Consider the following 17,363-nt stretch of genomic DNA (forward strand, 5'->3'; position numbering starts at 1 on the left):
GGAACTTAAACGGCGATCAGCCGATCCCGGCCTGATGCAGATCGTGCAGGTTAATCGCACCCACCAGCACGCCGTCAAGATCCACCACAGGCGCAGCGCTGATATGTTGCTCATGCAACGCTTCCAGAGCTTCCCCGGCCCGCCACTGTTCTGGCAAACGGTAGCCGGGGCGGGTGATCGCCGGGCTCAGACTGTGATTGAGGCTGTTGCCTTTTACCAGCCAGCGGCGCAGGTCGCCATCGGTAAACACTCCCACCACTTTTTGCTGTGCGTCACACACGGCCACCAGCCCCAGGCCGGTGCGGCTCAGTTCCAGCATCGCTTCCATCACGTTGGCGCTTTCCTGTACCGCAGGCAGGCGATCGCCGGTACGCATCAAATGGTGTACACGATTTAACAGACGAGCACCCAGGCTGCCACCCGGATGCGAACGGGCGAAGTCTTCGGCATTAAAACCGCGTTGGCGCATCAGCGCCATGGCTAAAGCATCCCCCATCATCAGCGTATTCACCCCGCTGGAGGTAGGGGCCAAGCCCATCGGACAGGCTTCGCGCTCCACGCTGATATCCAGCATACAGGCTGCACCCAGCGCCAGCGGCGACTCTTTACCGCCGGTAATGGCAATCACTGGGATGTTGCTTTCCGCCAGTAGCGGCAGGATCAGATCCAGCTCTTTGGCACGGCCTGAATAGGAGATAAAGATCACCACGTCATCGGCACCGATCATGCCCAGATCGCCATGCAGGGCTTCCGCCGGATGCACGAAGAATGACGGGGTGCCGGTGCTGGCCAGGGAAGCGGCAATCTTCTTGCCGATATGGCCGGATTTGCCAATACCGGAAACCACCGCCTTGCCACGGCAATTGAGCAGCAACTCGCAGGCACAGACAAAATGGTTATCCAGGCGCGCCAATAGGCGTTGCGCTTCGGTCAGTTCAATTTCCAGGGTTTCACGGGCAAAATTGAGCAGGGCAGTCGCGTTACTCATCGGGGTCTCCTACCAGAATGATATTGATACCTTTGGCTCGCAGCGCGGCCAGGTAATCCGGGTTGATGTCTTTATCGGTGATCAGCGTGTCCACCGCGCCCAACTCGCAGACCACGTTTGGGCTTTTGCGGCCAAACTTCGAGGAATCTACCAGCAATACAATGCGGCTGGCGGCTTCACACATCGCCTTACTGACGTTGTGCACTTCATTAAAGGTGGTGACACCGGCGTTGAGATCGACACCATCGGCACCGATAAACAGCTTATCGAAGCTGAACTGGTGGAAGGCTGACTCGGCCAGGCTGCCGTGAAATGAGGCGGATTTCTTACGATAAGTGCCACCGGGCATCAGGATGGTTTGATCGTTATCCAGCTCCACCAGCGCATTGACGATATGCAGGCTGTTGGTCATCACGGTGATGTTATTGAACTGCGCCAGATGCGGCACCATCTGCAACACCGTGCTGCCAGCGTCGAAGATTAACGAATCACCATCATTGATCAGTTTGATAGCGGCATAGGCGATCTGGCGTTTTTTCTCGGTGTTGATATGGGTCTTGCGATCCATGGGTTGATCGCCGTCATCCCGGCTGAGTACCACGCCGCCGTAAGTGCGGATCACCTCGCCTTCTTCTTCCAGCAAGGTGAGGTCTTTACGGATGGTGGTACCGGTGGTGGAGAAATGTTCTGCCAGGGCATCCACTGCCGTTTTGCCATGCCGCTGTAAATATTCAAGGATAGCGGCCTGCCGCTGCTTTGGTTTCATAGCGATTCCTGTTCACAAGAGTTGACCATTCCTCTCGGTGAATAATTCACTATGAAAGGTAATGTCTTTTAGTGTGAAAATATCATGATTTTAGTGCAATCGCTAACGATAGTGCTGTTTGGCATGCCCGATCCTCGGGGAAGATCACATCCGGGCATAACTCCTGTTGATGCAAACCATGCAATCGCTCGAGTTGTTTTGGCTGGGCAAAAATGGTCAGGCCGCGCATCAGCATGCTGCCGCATACCCGTTGTTGGGCGTCAAACGCCAGTGCCAGCACGACGCGGGGTTTGAAACGCCCGCCGGAACGGCCAACACCAACGGTACCCAATTGACACAAGTGATCAAATGCGCGGTTGAAACGCTGGATCTGCCACCAGCCGCAGGCTATTTGCATCAGCCAGGCGATAACGGCAACAGTAATAAGAGCGCTGGTCATGATGTTCTCCTCGGTAAAAAGGAGGGGATAGCAGCATCTTGGCCCTATCCCCAACCGGTAAAATCAGAACATTACCTGGCCGCCGGTAATATTGATCGACTGGCCGGTGCAGTAAGAGGCTTTGTCGCTGGCGTAGAACAGCAGCGTATTCAGCACGTCTTGATAATCGCAGCCACGTTTAAGCGGCACTTTATCGGTGTAGTACTTCTCCACTTCCTCGGGTCTGATGCCCAATTTCTGCGCATACTGCGGCAGCAATGACTGGAACATTGGCGACTTCAGCAGGTTGCCGAGCATCAGGGAGTGCACGGTAATACCGTAATCGGCCAGATCGAGGGCCAGCGACTGAGTGAGCCCGACGCCGCCGAATTTGGCCGCGCTATAGCCGGAATTGTGCTTGCTGCCGACCTTGCCGGATTTGGAGTTGATCTGAATAATGCGCCCGGCAATGCCGTCGCGGATCATCAGGCGTGAGAATTCACGGGCGCAAAGGAAGTAGCCCACCAGATTAACCTGCAGCGAGCGATCAAAATCCCCCAACTGGAAATCGGTGATTGGCGCGGCCTTGGCGATACCGGCGCTATACACCAACAGATTCACCGGGCCGAAAGCCCGATCGACTGCGCCGGCCAGCGTGATAACGCTGGCTTCATCGGTGGCATCGGCCTGGAAACCGATGGCGCAATCGGCACCATATTGCTGATTGATTTGCTGTGCCACCAGATTGGCGTTGTCGGCATCAAGATCGACCACTGCGACACGATAACCGGCTTGCGCCAGGCCGTGGCACAGGAAAGCTCCTAAAGTTTGGCCACCGCCAATCACTACAGCGACTTCAGACATGTTCTACTCCTTATGCGATAAATTTCAGCGTGCTGCCTAACGGGATATCTGCGGGCGTTACCCCTGCGACGTGTATCGAACCGGGGAACTCGGCCTGCGTATCGCCGTCGAAACGCACGGTGACATGACCCAGTTCGCGCAGGTTCAGGGTGGCAACGTCGCCGACGGCGGTAATGGGGTAGCGGTTTTCACCAAGTTCCATCACGCCGCCTACTTGCAACTCACCGGCGGTATTGCCGTGCTGGTGGATAAAACAAAATTCCTCAATATCTGCGGGTGCCCCTTCACGGAAGGTGATCAGCATATCGTCCAGCAGTGCCTCACGGGCGCAACCGCCGATATGGGTAATGGTGGTCTTGAAAATGGTGTTCATGGTTTCCCCTTGGTCAATTTATTGATAAATAAAAGCAGAGGCTGCCCAGGCGATCAGGACCGTCGGCGCACCGGTGAGAAAACGCCCCACCAACACTGAAGGGACGCCAACCCGCACCGTGTCCTGTTTGGCTTCAGCCAAAGAAAGGCCTACCGGGATAAAGTCACAGGCGGCTTGAGCGTTAATGGCGAACAGGGCAGGCAAGGCCAACTGAGGAGGGATATGGCCCAGGCCAATCTGCACACCGACCAATACGCCAATCACCTGAGCGATAACGGCGCCCGGGCCGAGGAAGGGCGAAAGCAACGGGAAGGAGCAGATCAACGCCAGCGTGACCAAGCCAATCGGGCTGCTGGCCAGTGGTGTCAGACCGTGGGCGATAAAGTCGCCCAAACCGGAAGCCATAATGATGCCGATCAGCGCCGAAACGAAGGCCATAAATGGCAGGATGGTTTTCAGTACGGTGTCGATGGTGTCGCGCCCGGCTTGGAAGAACACTGCCACCACCGAACCCATGCCCATCCCGACCTTGGCCAGCAGACCATCGCTCTGCTCGGTAATTTTCTTGCTGGTGTCGTAATCGCGAACCTTTGGCTGCGCCTGTTGCCCGGCGGCTGGGGGCGGGAGCGGGCCTGCAACCAGGCTGATGTTGTTCTCCCGCACGCCGGAAACGTAAATATCTTCCACAATAAACTGTGCCAGCGGGCCAGACTTGCCGGTGGCGTGGATGTTAATGGTAGGGATGCGGCGTTTTGGGTAAATACCGCAGCGCAGTGTGCCGCCACAGTCGATAACCGCCATACCAATCTCTTCGGCCGGTGGTTCACCTTCTTTAAAACCGTCTACGGCAGGCCAGCCGGTCAGTTCGCTGAGTTTGTCGACGATCGCCGGGCGGGTGCCTGCGGTGATATAGACAATCTTCTTGCCAGGCTCAATGGGTAATTGCAGTGGGCCACCCCAGCCGCTGGCACCTTTCTCAATCCGGATATAAGCACTCATGCTGCACTCCACAAATTAAAGTTGAACCTGGCGATCCAGTTGGATGCCCATCTTGCGTTCGAACACACTGGTCGTGAGATCGGTTATCCAGCCGCGGAAGAAGTTGGTAAACAGCCCCACCAGGAAATAACTCACAGCCAGCGGGGCCAACGGCAGGCCGAGCGTGGTCAGCCCGCTGGCGATGCCAAGGTAGACAAAGAGCTCACCGGGGTTGATATGCGGAAACAGCCCGTTCATGGAATGGCAACTGTAGGAGGCTGCGGCGTAATAACTGGGTTTGTATTTCTCTGGCATAAAGCGCCCGAGGCTTAACGTCATCGGATTACAAAACACAAAGGTGCCGATCAACGGGAGCAGCAGATACCGTGAAACAGGATTACCGGCACAGCGCTGTGCCAAACGTTCGATACGTTCCTGGCCAACAAACTTGATCAACGCGTTCATGATAACTAACAGGCTGATCAACAAAGGTAAAATGCCGGTTACCATGCCAACGAACACCTCACCGCCTTTCTGGAACAGGCCGATAAACCATTCGGCTCCGTGGGTTATTAGCTCAATCATTATTTTCTCCTGTGATGGATGCTATGGCTTGGAGCGAGGACAGCCCTATCGCCATGGGTCTTACAGTAATCACTTTATGGACGTTTTTGTTTTAAATGGATCACATTTTGAAAGTTAAATATTTTATTGTGAAAGATTAAATCGAAAGAAAAACAAGAATTAACACAGGTTTGGCAGAAAAAGAAGGGAGGAGAAAGAAATAAAAAAGGCCCAGCAGTGCTGAGCCTTGGTATTAACTTATTGATAAATGGCGATTAAGCGATAGTGACACTTTTATCGAGATAGGTATCCTGCACGGCATTGATTAGCGCAATACCTTCTTTCATCGATTTCTTGAACGCTTTGCGCCCCAGGATCAGGCCCATACCACCGGCCCGCTTGTTGATCACTGCGGTACGCACCGATTCCTGTAGATCGTTTTCACCGGCGGCACCGCCAGAGTTGATCAAGCCAGCGCGGCCCATATAGCAGTTGGCCAGTTGGTAACGCACCAGATCGATTGGGTGATCGGTGGTCAGTTTGCTGTACACCCGATCGTCGGTATAACCAAATTTAACCGCGCGGTAGCCGCCGTTGTTCTCGGCCATTTTCTGCTTGACGATATCGGCACCGATAGTGGCTGCGATGTGGTTGGCCTGGCCGGTAAGGTCGGCGCTGGAGTGATAATCAACGCCGTCTTTATTGAACGCCGGATTGCGCAGGTAGGCCCAGAGTACCGTTACCATCCCCAATTCATGAGCACGCTCAAAGGCAATGGAGATCTCTTCAATCTGGCGGCGTGACTGCTCGGAACCGAAGTAAATGGTTGCCCCCACCGCCACGGCCCCCAGGTTGAATGCCTGCTCGACGCTGGCATACAGGGTTTGGTCATACTGCGTTGGGTAACTCAGGGTTTCGTTGTGGTTCAGTTTGACCAAGAACGGGATTTTATGCGCGTAGCGGCGAGAGACCGAGGCCAATACGCCATAGGTTGAAGCCACGCAGTTGCAACCGGCCTCAATCGCCAGTTCCACGATATTCTTCGGATCAAAATAGAGCGGGTTGGCAGCAAATGACGCTCCAGCCGAGTGCTCAACGCCCTGATCGACCGGCAGGATCGACAGATAACCCGTACCCGCCAGGCGGCCATGATTGAGCAGGGTTTGCATTGATCGCAGGACGCTGTTTGGGCGGTTGTTATCGATCATAATCCGGTCAACGAAGTCGGCACCGGGCAGATAAAGAGTTTCAGCAGGGATAGTGGTACAGCGATGTTGCAACAGGTCTTCCGCTTCCTTACCTAACAATTGTGCAATATCAGTCATGATTAACTCCCGTTAAAGCTTCTTCCTACGTCGCGATCGGGCTCCGTCGTAGTCAAAAAGCGGTGATTGAAGCTGTTAGAAAGATACTAATGAAATGTTTGTATTGCGAAGAGACAATAGATGCGATTGAGAAGAAATGCCATTTGGAAGGCCAAAAGCGGGAGTGTAATCGCTTTAATACGCTGCAGGGTAACCCCTTTCCTTGCTGGAGAGGGGCCAGGGGAGCGGTTTATTCAGCCTCAAACCAGTCGGTATTTTGCAGGGCAATCGGGGTGATCGAATAGATCATCTCCTGCAGATGCTCATGAATGGCAAGCTCGGCGGCGTCTGGATCCTGGGCTTTCAATGCCTCAAAAATACGGTAATGCTGCTGGATCAGATTCTCCGGCGGCGAGACCTCGCTCAGGCTGAGGAAACGCACCCGATCCATAGTGGCCTTGATGGTTTCGATGGTTTCCCAGGCCAGATCGCAGTTGGCTATTTGCGTCAGCAGGTAGTGGAATTCATCGTCCAGTGCCAGAAATTCTCTGATCTGATTATTCTGCGCCGCCAGTTCCTGACGATGCAGATTATGTTCCAGAGTCATCAACTGCTCGGGAGTGATGCTGGTGGCGACACGGCGCACAATGGCGCATTCCACCGCCTGGCGAATAAAGCGCCCGTCAGCCACCCGCTTGGCAGAGATTTTCATTACGAAGGTGCCACGCTGCGGCAAGATCTGCACCAATCCGGCTTCTGCCAATTTGATAAAGGCTTCGCGCACCGGCTGGCGTGACACGCTGAAACGGGTGGAGATCTCTTTCTCTGAAAGCAAGGTGCCCGGAGGGATGGTGCAATCAACGATATCCTTACGCAGGAAACGGTAGATCTGCTGGTTCACCGGCACATTGTTCGTGAGGTTGTAGGATTCTGACATGGCGACAATCAATGACTAAGGCTGAGAGTAGAATGCCACCATACTAGCAGATTATCCTTTGAAAGCGGGCGGATAAATCCACCCGCATAGGTTGATCCAGCCCGCCACACCCGCTAAACGCTGGCTCAACGAGCCAGCACGCGAGCCACCGTGGCTTTGGCCCCCGGGCCAACAGCGCCAGGTAGGCGCTGGTCACCGCGTTGACAAAACGTGGGTTATCCGGCAGATCGCGCCCGAATACCGAGGTCATTTGCAGCAGTGCCAGCACGCGGGGTTCACCTTCGGCACTGTTGGCAACGCGTTGCGCGATTTCCTCACGCAAGGGATCGCTGATGTCGATAGGTTGCCTTTGTTCGTCTTTGCCCCCGACGTAACGCATCCAGCCAGCAATGCCCAGCGCCAGGCAAGCAAAATCGCTGCTGTGAGCCAGATGCCAGCGCACCGAATCCAACATGCGTTGTGGCAGTTTTTGCGTGCCGTCCATGGCGATCTGCCAGGTGCGGTGTTTCAACGCGGTATTGCGATAGCGCTCGAGCAGGGAATCCGCGTATTTCTCCAGATTGGTTCCCGGGGTGTTCAGCGTGGGTGCCTGTTCCGCCAGCATCAGATGGCGGGCGGCATTAACGTAATGCTCATCCTGCATGCAGTCGCTGATGTGCTGGTAACCGGCCAGATAGCCAAGATAGGCCAGGAATGAGTGGCTGCCGTTCAGCATGCGCAGCTTCATTTCTTCGAACGGTAAAACGTCGCTGACCAGCTCGGCCCCGGCTTTTTCCCAGGCTGGACGGCCAGCAACAAAGTTATCTTCAATCACCCATTGGCGGAACGGCTCGCAGGCGACGGCTGCTGAGTCTTGCACACCGGTTTGCTGCGCTATCTGTGCCAGAGTGCCTGGGGTCACTGCCGGGACGATGCGATCGACCATCGTGGAAGGGAAGGTGACCTGGCTTTCTATCCACGCCGCGAGTTGTGGATCGAGCGCTTTGGCATAGGCGGTGATCACATTGCGTGTTACGTGCCCATTTTCTGGCATGTTGTCGCAAGACATCACGCTGAACGCGGGCAATCCGGCAGTTCTGCGCTTTGCCAGGGCCGCGACGATGACACCAACGGCGCTCTGTGGCCGCAGTGGATCGGCCAGATCCTGAATAATCAGCGGGTGTTCCAATTGCAACTGGCCGGTGGCGGGGGAATGGCAATAGCCTTTTTCGGTGATGGTGATGGACACTATCGCGACTTCAGGCCTGGTCAGAGCGCGGAATATTTCGTCTAGCCCGTCGACCTGCGCATGCAGTGCCTGTTTTACCACGCCGACGACCCGGCATTGCCAGGCATCGGCAGACATCTCGGCAACGCTGTAAAGATTGTCCTGCTGTTTTAGATCGGCAATTTGCTGCTCGCCGCCGATCAGGTTGATTTCACAATATCCCCAATCGCTGCCGTGCTCTTGCGCCAGAATATCGGCATACACGGCCTGATGGGCGCGGTGAAAAGCCCCAAAGCCCAGGTGAACCATCCGCGGGATCAGTGTGTTGCGGTTATATTGTGGAACAATGGCATTGGCAGATAATAGCTTGGTGTCCATATCAGAACTCACTGTGTGATGTGTCGGATTTTCGCCGAGCGCGGTCTTTGGCAAGGGAAAATCCCACAGGGTTAACCATCCGCATTAAAGGGAATTAATAACTGCGTACGCTTTTGGCTACCGGCAAGGCAGGGCTTTCTGCCGCATCTTCCGCCAGGCTCAGGTCGCGATCTTTAACTTCTGGCATCATCACCGCCGATACCAGGCCGATAATCGAGTAAACGATCATCATGACGGCGATCGGCCACCAGGAGTCGGTCATATTGCAGAAGATACCGGCCAACACCGGGCCAAATCCCACGGCAACCAAACCGCCGGTCTCTTTGGAGATAGCCATACGGGTAAAGCGATTACGCGAGCCAAACATTTCTGCCATCGTGATGTTTTCCAGCGCAAACAGGCCCAGCACCGCGACGTTATGGATAATAATGATTGAGGCCATAATTACGCTCACCTCATTACTCTTATCCACAATCATCGAAATCATCGGGTAAGCCAGAATAATGGCGGAGATGTTGACCAGGATATAAGGTATCCGGCGGCCGATTTTATCGGAGATCCAGCCCAGTAATGGGATAGTAATAAAGCCGATGGCGGAGCTGATCATCAGGGCATCGGTTGGAATCGCCTTCTCAAACAGCAGTGTCTGCACCAGGTAACCAGCCAGGAAGGTCTGGATCAGGCCAGAGTTGCCAGCCTGGCCAAAACGCAGCCCGGTAGCCAGCCAGAAGGATTTGCTGGTGAACATGGCCGATAGGGAATGCGTGTTATCAGCTGCGGCGGTAACGGGGGCAGCGCTGGCGCTGTCATCGTTAACCTTTTCAAATACCGGGCTTTCCTTCAGATTCATTCGCAACCAGATGGCAAAGATCATCACCACCACACTAGCCAGGAAAGGAACGCGCCAACCCCAGGCCAGCAGTTCCTCTTTCGACAGGAAGAAGAACATTATCGCCCAGATGGCGGTCGCAGACAGCGTGCCGCAGTTGGTCCCCATCGCCACCAGCGAAGAAATAATCCCGCGCTTACCTTTAGGGGCATATTCCGCGAGCATGGTGCCGGCCCCGGATATTTCCGCGCCGGCACCCAGACCCTGGATAATACGCAGCAATACCAGCAGCAGAGGGGCAAAAATACCGATCTGCGCATAGGTTGGCAGCACGCCAATCAATGTGGTGCAGATCCCCATCATGGTAATGGTAATAAACAGCACTTTCTTACGGCCGATGGTATCCCCCATACGCCCGAAGAAGAAGGCACCGGCAATACGGGCGATATAACCCGCGCCGTAGGTTCCCATCGCCAGTATCAATGCCATGGCGGCAGATTGTTCCGGGAAGAATATTTCATGGAATACCAAGGCAGCGCCTAGCGAGTAGAGCTGAAAATCCATAAATTCAAGCGCAGTACCTAGCCAGCCGGAAACGGCTGCTTTCACCAGGTCGGTGGTACTTCTTTCCGGCTGAGTGTTGTCAATTTGTGCATTAATCATCATTCTGCTCTCTGCAAATTGTTGTTGTAAGTACAGCAAAGATGGGGTTCAGAAGCCCCCTTCAGGCTTTTGCCTGAGGGGAGGCGGTCAGAATTTCAACAGAACCTTACAGCACTGTTTTTGGTCTTTTTCGAAGATCTCCATGGCTTCCAGCACCTGGGTATAGGCAAATTGATGTGTGATCAGTTTCTCCGGCTGGATCTTCTGTTCGGTCATCCAGGCAATCACCTGGGGGAAGCGATTACTGTTCAATCGCGAGCTGTAAATAGTGATTTCTTTGCTGGTAATGCCTTGCTGGCTGATTACGCAGGGGTCGGCAGAGAAACCCATAATGCCAATACGCGCCGCCGGGGAAGCCAGGCCGATCGCTTCCGGCAGGATAGCCGGGTGGCAGGCTGCATCGATGATTAAGGTGGGTCGGATGCCAAGCGTGTTCAGCTCACTGGCCAAATCGAGGTGGCTGTTGTTGATTGTCCTGTCGGCGCCGTTGGCGGTGGCCATCGCCAGGCGTTCCTCGATACGATCTACCACGATAATTTCTTTAACATCGTAAACGCCGCGCAGTGCCTGAATCGACGTCAGGCCCATCGGCCCGGCGCCATACACCAACGCGGTATCCCGTGGGCCAGGCTGCATCTGGCTGCAGATGTTGGCGGCAATGGTAAAGGGTTCGACCATCGTCGCCTGGTCGTCCGGGATGCTGTCCGGTACCCGGTGGGCATTTTGGGCCGGTAGCGTGACATATTCACTGAACCCCCCGTCACGATGTACGCCAATAACCTGCAGTTCAGAACAGACGTTGGGTCTGCCCACCGAACAAGGATAGCAATGGCCGCAACTGACCACCGGGTCGCCCACCACGCGCTCACCAAGGCGTGCAGCGTCTACGCCTTCGCCCAACGCATCAATATGGCCAAAGAACTCATGGCCGATCACCCGTGGGTATCTGGCGAAGGGGTTATGGCCGCGATAAATATGAATATCGGAACCGCAGATCCCGGCGCGGGCTACGCGAATACGGACTTCACCGGGCAAGGGGGCGGCAACGGACGATCTTCAATCACCAAATTGCCAGGCTGTTGAACAGTAATGCTTTTCATGGATATTCCTCGTTTTACCAGTTCCACAGGGTGCCATCTTCCAGGCGTGCTACCGGCAGGTGAGCTGGCTCGTACGGATATTTGGCGGCCAGCTTTTCATCGAACTCAATACCCAAACCTGGTTTTTCCCCTGGATGCATAAAGCCATTATCGAAAGTCCAGTTGTGTGGGAACACTTCCAACATCTGTTCGGAGTAACCCATATATTCCTGAACGCCGAAGTTGGGTACCCACAGGTCAAAGTGCAATGCGGCTGCCATGCAGATTGGTGAAAGATCGGAAGGGCCGTGTGAACCGGTACGGACCTGATACAGTGAGGCGAAATCGGCGATGCGGCGCATCCCGGTGATGCCCCCAGCGTGTGTGAGGGTGGTGCGGATATAATCGATCAGTTGTTCTTCAATCAGTTGCTTGCAATCCCAGATACTGTTGAACACCTCGCCCACCGCAATCGGGGTGACGGTATGCTGACGGATCAGGCGGAAGCACTCCTGGTTTTCTGCCGGGGTTGGGTCTTCCATCCAGAACAGGCGGTATTGTTCGATGCTTTTGCCAAAGCGCGCGGCCTCGATCGGCGTCAGGCGGTGGTGCATGTCATGCAGCAGATGTTCATCAAAGCCGAATCTTTCTCGCACGGCTTCAAACAGCTTTGGCGTGAAATCGAGGTATTTCTCCGTTGACCATAGCTGTTCTTCTGGCCAAATACCTTTAGTGGCGGGTTCATAGGCTAACCCTTTGCCCTTGGCCATGCCGTAGGTGGTTTTCATGCCTGGCACGCCGCATTGCACGCGGATCGCCTTGAACCCCATTTCCTGGTGCCTGGCGTAATCATCCAGCACTTCATCTATTGAATGGCCGGTGGTGTGGCAGTAAACCATAACGCCGGTCCGTGAAGCCCCACCCAACAGTTGATACAACGGCATATTGGCGGTTTTGGCTTTGATATCCCACAGCGCCATATCCACGGCGGAGATGGCCGACATGGTCACAGGGCCACGGCGCCAGTAAGCCCCTTTGTAGAAGAACTGCCAGATATCCTCGATCTGGTGGGCATCGCGACCTATCAATTGTGGGCAGACGTGATCTTTCAAATAGGAAGCCACCGGCAGTTCGCGGCCATTGAGAGTGGCATCCCCGATGCCGGTAAGCCCGCTGTCGGTGGTGATCTTCAAGGTAACGAAGTTTCTTCCCGGGCAAGTGACGAACACATCGGCTTTAACAATTTTCATGGCATCTACATCCTGCTCTTGCTGATAACGTATGGGCAAAAAATACTCGTGAGCTAACTACCATACAAGTATGATTTGTGGGAATTGCCAATGGAGATCACATTTTTAACCGGAATGGAGGCACGCTGTTTTACGGTCAAGAGAGGGAAAGCGGTGGGATTGAGTGGCTTTCTACACCGCCAGCGGGTAGGCGGCTATGCGGGGAAGAGCAGACTTATTGTGACTTGGAACATGTGGAGGGGGCCTTCCTTAAGTGTGACCTTAAGGAAGGCGCAATGGCGTCACGTTACCCCAGCAGATCGCAATTCGGCGGTAAGCGGCACTCAATAGCGTTTGGCAGCACTTCGATGCGGAAGCTCTTGCCTTTCAGCGGCTCGCCATCCAGGTTGAAGGTGATTTCATGCGGTGCGGTGATCTCCAGCCACGGCAACGAGGCTTCAACCACATTGTTGTTCTCTTCGCCGCTAAACAGGATGCTGACCAGCGCGGGCAACAGCTCTTCGGCGGTCAGCAGGCGCACTTGCAGCACGCCATCGTTGATCAATGCACTCGGGCATAGCTGTTGCCCGCCACCGGCCTGTTTGCCGTTGCCTATGCCGATCACCAACGCTTCCCCAGCCCAATGAAAATCGGGCCCACGGATCTCACAGCTGTCGGCCTTTAACGCATCCAGACGCAACAGACCATGGATAAAATAGGATACGCCCCCTAAGGCAGCCTTCAGTTTCTCTGGGGTTTCGGTGGTGATGCGGGTACCAAAACCCCCGGTGGCCATATTGATGAAATAGCGTTCGTCGTTCACTTTGGCCAAATCGATGGGCACCGCCCGGCCTTTAATTGCCAACTGCAAGGCGAGCTCCGGTTGTAACGGAATTGAACAGGCGGTGGCAAAATCGTTAGCGGTACCCAGCGGCAGAATACCCAGGGTGGGCCGTTGACCTGCAGGAAGTTGCGCCAGCGCAGCGGCGACTTCGTTGATGGTGCCATCACCCCCGCCTGCGACCACGGTTTTTACCTGTAACTGACTGGCCTCTGCCACATAGCGGGCGGCGTCACCTTGCTCCCAGGTGACGCGGACGTGCAGGATCAGGCCTTCTTCCCGCAACATTTTCACCGCAGCACGGACGTCCTCGTTACCGGCACTTTTGCCGTTGATGATAAGCAGCGTTGGTGCGTATTGACTCATTCCTGATACCTCGGGTGACAAAGGGTGTGTGGTGCTCATGAATTTCAGGCGACAGTGTGGAGAATTGCCGGTCTGCTAACGGGCGCATATCACCAATGCTGCCATCGCTTGAAACATGAAAGGTATCAACGATAAACCACAAGCCAGCGGCGAGCTATCAGAATATTCAACTTATCTCTTTTGCGGTAAATACGCGTATTTATTTAAGTGCATTGAGCGAAAAGAGAGATATTTCCCCTGCAATAGATAAGCGTTCGTATTAACGAAATGATTAATTAGTACAGGATAATTTATATCTTGGGAGAATAGCGGATAATGAGTATCTCGAATAAACCAAGAAATATCTCATTAAATGCGCTGGCTGCTCGGTTGATAAAAAAGTGTAGGGAATATAAAAGAAAAGGCCAACCCAAGGGAGATTGGGCTGGCTAAGGAGGTGGTTCCTAGTATTGCTATGCAAATATTTTCGTTGTTAGTTTTAAGCAGCTTGATAATAACCAAGCTATAGAGTAATTGATGTGATCTATTTCTAATATTTGCGAAAAATAGCCACCTGCTTCGGTGGCGATAAAAATTTAGCTGGCGTGGTTATTTGCTTCCGGCAAATTACGGATCAGTAACGCGTAAGTGAGGTCTACATCTTCCGGGATCGGCAAATAAACGATATGGCCGTTGCCCGGCGCGACGTCGATCGCTTCGCCTTTCCTGTTTTGCAGGCTTTCCAGAGTAAACAACACGTTGCCCGCTGGCGTCATCATTTCCACGCTGTCGCCAAGCAGGAATTTGTTTTTCACATCCACTTCTGCCCAACCGTTACGGCGTACACCAGTGAATTCACCAACAAATTGCTGGCGTTCAGAGATTGAAGAGCCGTAATCGTAATTCTGGTGGGCATCATGGGTATGGCGGCGCAGGAAACCTTCGGTATAGCCACGGTGCGCCAGGCCTTCGAGCGTGGTGAGCAGGGTAGGATCAAACGGCTTACCGGCAACGGCATCGTCAATGGCGCGGCGATAAACCTGTGCGGTACGGGCACAATAGTAGAACGATTTGGTGCGGCCTTCGATTTTCAGCGAATGTACGCCTAACTGGGTGAGACGCTCAACATGCTGGATGGCCCGCAAATCTTTGGAGTTCATGATATAGGTGCCGTGTTCATCTTCAAACGCACTCATATACTCGCCAGGTTTCTGTGCTTCGGAGAGCATAAACACCTTATCGGTAGGTGCGCCAATGCCCAGGGTTGGCTCAATGTTTTGTACCGCAATCGGCTCATGCTTATGCACGATGCTGCCGGTATCGTCTTCTTTGCCTTCTTCCGCTTTGTACTCCCAGCGACAGGCGTTGGTGCAGGTACCCTGGTTAGGGTCGCGCTTGTTGATATAGCCAGACAGCAGGCAACGACCAGAGTAAGCCATGCACAGCGCGCCATGGACGAAAATTTCCAGTTCCATTTCAGGCACCTGGCTGCGGATCTCGGCAATCTCGTCCAAGGACAGCTCGCGTGAAAGGATCACCCGCGTCAGCCCCATTTGCTGCCAGAATTTCACCGTCGCCCAGTTAACCGCATTGGCCTGCACCGAAAGATGGATATCCATCTGCGGGAACGCTTCGCGCACCATCATGATCAACCCCGGGTCGGACATGATCAGCGCATCCGGGCCCATGTCGATCACCGGTTTCAGGTCACGCAGGAAGGTTTTCAGTTTGGCATTGTGTGGGGCAATGTTAACCACCACGTAGAATCTTTTACCCAGCGCATGGGCTTCGTTAATCCCTTGAGCCAGGTTCTCGTGGTTAAATTCGTTGTTACGCACCCGCAGGCTGTAACGGGGCTGGCCAGCGTATACCGCATCGGCGCCATAGGCGAAAGCGTAACGCATATTCTTTAGCGTTCCCGCCGGGGAAAGGAGTTCTGGTGTAAACATAATGATTCTCGGTCTGATTTCAGGTCAGCATTGCGCCACCCAATGGCACAATGAAAGCGGGGGATTGTAGCGGTAGCTCGGCAAGAAATCAGCAATAAACCACAATTATTCAGGGAGAGACTGATTTTTATCAAGAGAGAAAACGCGCGGTAACCTGTACCGCGCATGGGGTAAGCGAAATTCAGACACTCAAATCGCGGATATCGGTGGTGGGGCCATTTTTAACCACCGACTGAATACCGCTTTTTGCCGCGCTTTCTGAACTGTACATTTGGCTGGTGCCAATCACCTGGTGGTTTTTGGCCTTCAGCACGAAATAGGGTTTGTTGTTGCTGCTGACTTTAACTTCATATTGCCCCTCATGGGGCGAATTGCTCTGTACAGAGGCAATACCGTTTTCTGCTGACGCCTTGCTGGCATACATCTCGCTGGAAAGAATAATTTCCCCGTTGCTGGCCTTCAGATTGAAGTGATATTGCCCGTTACTCGATTTAGTTAGCTCATAGTGGCCGTTTGCCATTGTCCTTCTCCTGTTGGTGACAATAAGTGAAGTAAGTGTAGCCAATGCTGTAAAAATAGCGGTTCCCTTCAATCAAGTAATACCTCGTGGCGCACAGAAATAGGTGGCTTTTTGTGCTGATGGTTTTCACCATTACGTGACCATTCGCATAGCTGGCACAGGCTTTGGCTGATGCCAATTTGCGGGGTGCCATATGGAAAGAATTGCGAAGCTTTTTAAAAGGGAAGGAATCAGGCGGTGAGACTGCCCGTGGAATTCGAATTCGATACGGACCGGGTCTATATTCGCCGAGGATGGTAAACAGGGCCTTACCGCGCACGCAGTGAGCTGCGGCGCGACATAGTGACCGACGTTCGGGCGTGCAACATGATTTCAGCATCAGAGCTAGAAGACTGGGCTCAGTAATGATCACAGCCCATTGATCAACCGGCACTGTTCGGCTTCCCAGCGGTAACCTACGCCGTAGACCGAGCGGATAAACGCCTTGTCCCCGTCGATCAGTTCCAGCTTGCGGCGCAGGTTTTTGATATGGCTGTCGATGGTGCGATCGGTCACCACGCGGTAATCGTCATACAGGTTATTCAACAGCTGTTCACGTGAGAATACGTTGCCCGGTTGGCAGGCCAGGGTTTTCAGCAGGCGAAACTCTGCCGGGGTCAAGTCCAGCACATGGCCCTGGTAACTGGCCTGAAAGCGGGGTTCATCGATATGCAGCAACGCTTCATCATCGCCCTGCTCAAGAGGCCGGTAGCAACGGCGCAGAATGGTTTTCACCCTGGCTACCACTTCGCGTGGGCTGTAGGGTTTGCAGATATAATCATCAGCCCCGATCTCCAGCCCCAGCAGGCGGTCGATCTCTTCAATTTTTGCGGTCACCATCATTACCGGGACGTCAGTAAAACGGCGCAGTTCACGGCAAACGGTTAATCCATCGCTACCCGGCAGCATTAAATCCAGCAGGATAAGTGCAGGCGGATGTTCGTGTACTGCGGGGACCACGTCATTGCCGTTGGTCAGCCAACGAGTGGCGTAGCCAGCAGCCTGCAGATAATCCACCAGCAATTGACCCAGTTTGGGCTCATCTTCCACAATCATGATTTGCAGTGGCTGATTTGGATTTTCCATCAAGAA

16 protein-coding genes and 2 pseudogenes are annotated in these 17,363 nt (G+C 54.0%); 1 reads left to right on the forward strand and 17 read right to left on the reverse strand.

Annotated features, from left to right (window positions below):
* Positions 1-16: 16 nt before the first annotated feature.
* From gutQ to ACQ86O_RS12385, 16 genes and pseudogenes are all read right to left on the reverse strand, one after another.
* Positions 17-988: an arabinose-5-phosphate isomerase GutQ gene (gene gutQ, locus ACQ86O_RS12310; RefSeq protein ID WP_431225440.1), complete on the reverse strand. Its 972-nt coding sequence runs from the start codon at positions 986-988 to the stop codon at positions 17-19.
* Positions 981-1,754, reverse strand: a complete 774-nt coding sequence (srlR, locus tag ACQ86O_RS12315; RefSeq protein ID WP_431225441.1) for a glucitol operon DNA-binding transcriptional repressor SrlR — start codon at positions 1,752-1,754, stop codon at positions 981-983. Before srlR ends, gutQ begins: the two co-directional genes overlap by 8 nt.
* A gap of 82 nt (positions 1,755-1,836) precedes the next feature.
* A complete protein-coding gene (gene gutM, locus ACQ86O_RS12320) occupies positions 1,837-2,193 on the reverse strand; it encodes a transcriptional regulator GutM (protein ID WP_431225442.1) in 357 nt (118 codons plus the stop codon).
* 63 nt (positions 2,194-2,256) lie between these two features.
* Positions 2,257-3,036, reverse strand: a complete 780-nt coding sequence (gene srlD / locus ACQ86O_RS12325; RefSeq protein WP_431225443.1) for a sorbitol-6-phosphate dehydrogenase — start codon at positions 3,034-3,036, stop codon at positions 2,257-2,259.
* A 10-nt stretch (positions 3,037-3,046) separates the two neighbouring features.
* The gene (srlB, locus tag ACQ86O_RS12330) at positions 3,047-3,409 is read right to left on the reverse strand and encodes a PTS glucitol/sorbitol transporter subunit IIA (protein ID WP_431225444.1); all 363 of its coding nucleotides are present in this window, start codon (positions 3,407-3,409) and stop codon (positions 3,047-3,049) included.
* An 18-nt stretch (positions 3,410-3,427) separates the two neighbouring features.
* The gene (srlE, locus tag ACQ86O_RS12335) at positions 3,428-4,408 is read right to left on the reverse strand and encodes a PTS glucitol/sorbitol transporter subunit IIB (protein WP_431225445.1); all 981 of its coding nucleotides are present in this window, start codon (positions 4,406-4,408) and stop codon (positions 3,428-3,430) included.
* Positions 4,409-4,423: 15 nt separating this feature from the next.
* The gene (gene srlA / locus ACQ86O_RS12340) at positions 4,424-4,972 is read right to left on the reverse strand and encodes a PTS glucitol/sorbitol transporter subunit IIC (RefSeq protein ID WP_431225446.1); all 549 of its coding nucleotides are present in this window, start codon (positions 4,970-4,972) and stop codon (positions 4,424-4,426) included.
* 254 nt (positions 4,973-5,226) lie between these two features.
* Positions 5,227-6,276 (reverse strand): class I fructose-bisphosphate aldolase, encoded by a 1,050-nt coding sequence (gene fbaB, locus ACQ86O_RS12345; protein ID WP_431225447.1) that lies wholly within the window; start codon positions 6,274-6,276, stop codon positions 5,227-5,229.
* A 229-nt stretch (positions 6,277-6,505) separates the two neighbouring features.
* Positions 6,506-7,192: a GntR family transcriptional regulator gene (locus ACQ86O_RS12350; RefSeq protein WP_431225448.1), complete on the reverse strand. Its 687-nt coding sequence runs from the start codon at positions 7,190-7,192 to the stop codon at positions 6,506-6,508.
* 43 nt (positions 7,193-7,235) lie between these two features.
* Entirely contained in the window at positions 7,236-8,777 is a 1,542-nt protein-coding gene (locus tag ACQ86O_RS12355; RefSeq protein WP_431225449.1) for a mannitol dehydrogenase family protein, read from the reverse strand.
* A 94-nt stretch (positions 8,778-8,871) separates the two neighbouring features.
* On the reverse strand, positions 8,872-10,269 hold the full coding sequence (locus ACQ86O_RS12360) for an MFS transporter (protein ID WP_431225713.1): 1,398 nt from the start codon (positions 10,267-10,269) through the stop codon (positions 8,872-8,874).
* A gap of 87 nt (positions 10,270-10,356) precedes the next feature.
* A pseudogene (locus tag ACQ86O_RS12365) lies at positions 10,357-11,369 on the reverse strand (Zn-dependent oxidoreductase).
* Between the two features lie 14 nt (positions 11,370-11,383).
* Positions 11,384-12,598: a D-mannonate dehydratase ManD gene (manD, locus tag ACQ86O_RS12370; RefSeq protein WP_431225450.1), complete on the reverse strand. Its 1,215-nt coding sequence runs from the start codon at positions 12,596-12,598 to the stop codon at positions 11,384-11,386.
* Positions 12,599-12,884: 286 nt separating this feature from the next.
* On the reverse strand, positions 12,885-13,784 hold the full coding sequence (gene yegS, locus ACQ86O_RS12375; protein WP_431225451.1) for a lipid kinase YegS: 900 nt from the start codon (positions 13,782-13,784) through the stop codon (positions 12,885-12,887).
* Positions 13,785-14,359: 575 nt separating this feature from the next.
* Positions 14,360-15,712 (reverse strand): tRNA 5-hydroxyuridine modification protein YegQ, encoded by a 1,353-nt coding sequence (yegQ, locus tag ACQ86O_RS12380; protein WP_431225452.1) that lies wholly within the window; start codon positions 15,710-15,712, stop codon positions 14,360-14,362.
* A gap of 181 nt (positions 15,713-15,893) precedes the next feature.
* Positions 15,894-16,232 (reverse strand): YegP family protein, encoded by a 339-nt coding sequence (locus ACQ86O_RS12385; RefSeq protein ID WP_431225453.1) that lies wholly within the window; start codon positions 16,230-16,232, stop codon positions 15,894-15,896.
* 193 nt (positions 16,233-16,425) lie between these two features.
* On the opposite strand from ACQ86O_RS12385, the pseudogene ACQ86O_RS12390 reads away from it, so the two are divergent.
* Positions 16,426-16,523: pseudogene (locus ACQ86O_RS12390) on the forward strand (antitoxin); the annotation flags it as partial.
* 117 nt (positions 16,524-16,640) lie between these two features.
* On the opposite strand, the gene baeR reads toward ACQ86O_RS12390, so the two are convergent.
* The gene (gene baeR / locus ACQ86O_RS12395) at positions 16,641-17,357 is read right to left on the reverse strand and encodes a two-component system response regulator BaeR (RefSeq protein WP_431225454.1); all 717 of its coding nucleotides are present in this window, start codon (positions 17,355-17,357) and stop codon (positions 16,641-16,643) included.
* Positions 17,358-17,363 lie beyond the last annotated feature (6 nt).

Origin of the sequence: Serratia sp. L9, assembly GCF_050632285.1 — a bacterium.
GTDB lineage: Bacteria > Pseudomonadota > Gammaproteobacteria > Enterobacterales > Enterobacteriaceae > Chania.

Coding starts and splice junctions, on each gene's coding strand:
- srlA (WP_431225446.1), bottom strand. CDS start 4,972: ATGATTGAGCTAATAACCCACGGAGCCGAATGGTTTATCGGCCTGTTC.
- srlB (WP_431225444.1), bottom strand. CDS start 3,409: ATGAACACCATTTTCAAGACCACCATTACCCATATCGGCGGTTGCGCC.
- srlD (WP_431225443.1), bottom strand. CDS start 3,036: ATGTCTGAAGTCGCTGTAGTGATTGGCGGTGGCCAAACTTTAGGAGCT.
- gutM (WP_431225442.1), bottom strand. CDS start 2,193: ATGACCAGCGCTCTTATTACTGTTGCCGTTATCGCCTGGCTGATGCAA.
- baeR (WP_431225454.1), bottom strand. CDS start 17,357: ATGGAAAATCCAAATCAGCCACTGCAAATCATGATTGTGGAAGATGAG.
- ACQ86O_RS12360 (WP_431225713.1), bottom strand. CDS start 10,269: ATGATTAATGCACAAATTGACAACACTCAGCCGGAAAGAAGTACCACC.
- ACQ86O_RS12385 (WP_431225453.1), bottom strand. CDS start 16,232: ATGGCAAACGGCCACTATGAGCTAACTAAATCGAGTAACGGGCAATAT.
- manD (WP_431225450.1), bottom strand. CDS start 12,598: ATGAAAATTGTTAAAGCCGATGTGTTCGTCACTTGCCCGGGAAGAAAC.
- srlR (WP_431225441.1), bottom strand. CDS start 1,754: ATGAAACCAAAGCAGCGGCAGGCCGCTATCCTTGAATATTTACAGCGG.
- gutQ (WP_431225440.1), bottom strand. CDS start 988: ATGAGTAACGCGACTGCCCTGCTCAATTTTGCCCGTGAAACCCTGGAA.
- fbaB (WP_431225447.1), bottom strand. CDS start 6,276: ATGACTGATATTGCACAATTGTTAGGTAAGGAAGCGGAAGACCTGTTG.
- srlE (WP_431225445.1), bottom strand. CDS start 4,408: ATGAGTGCTTATATCCGGATTGAGAAAGGTGCCAGCGGCTGGGGTGGC.
- yegS (WP_431225451.1), bottom strand. CDS start 13,784: ATGAGTCAATACGCACCAACGCTGCTTATCATCAACGGCAAAAGTGCC.
- ACQ86O_RS12355 (WP_431225449.1), bottom strand. CDS start 8,777: ATGGACACCAAGCTATTATCTGCCAATGCCATTGTTCCACAATATAAC.
- ACQ86O_RS12350 (WP_431225448.1), bottom strand. CDS start 7,192: ATGTCAGAATCCTACAACCTCACGAACAATGTGCCGGTGAACCAGCAG.
- yegQ (WP_431225452.1), bottom strand. CDS start 15,712: ATGTTTACACCAGAACTCCTTTCCCCGGCGGGAACGCTAAAGAATATG.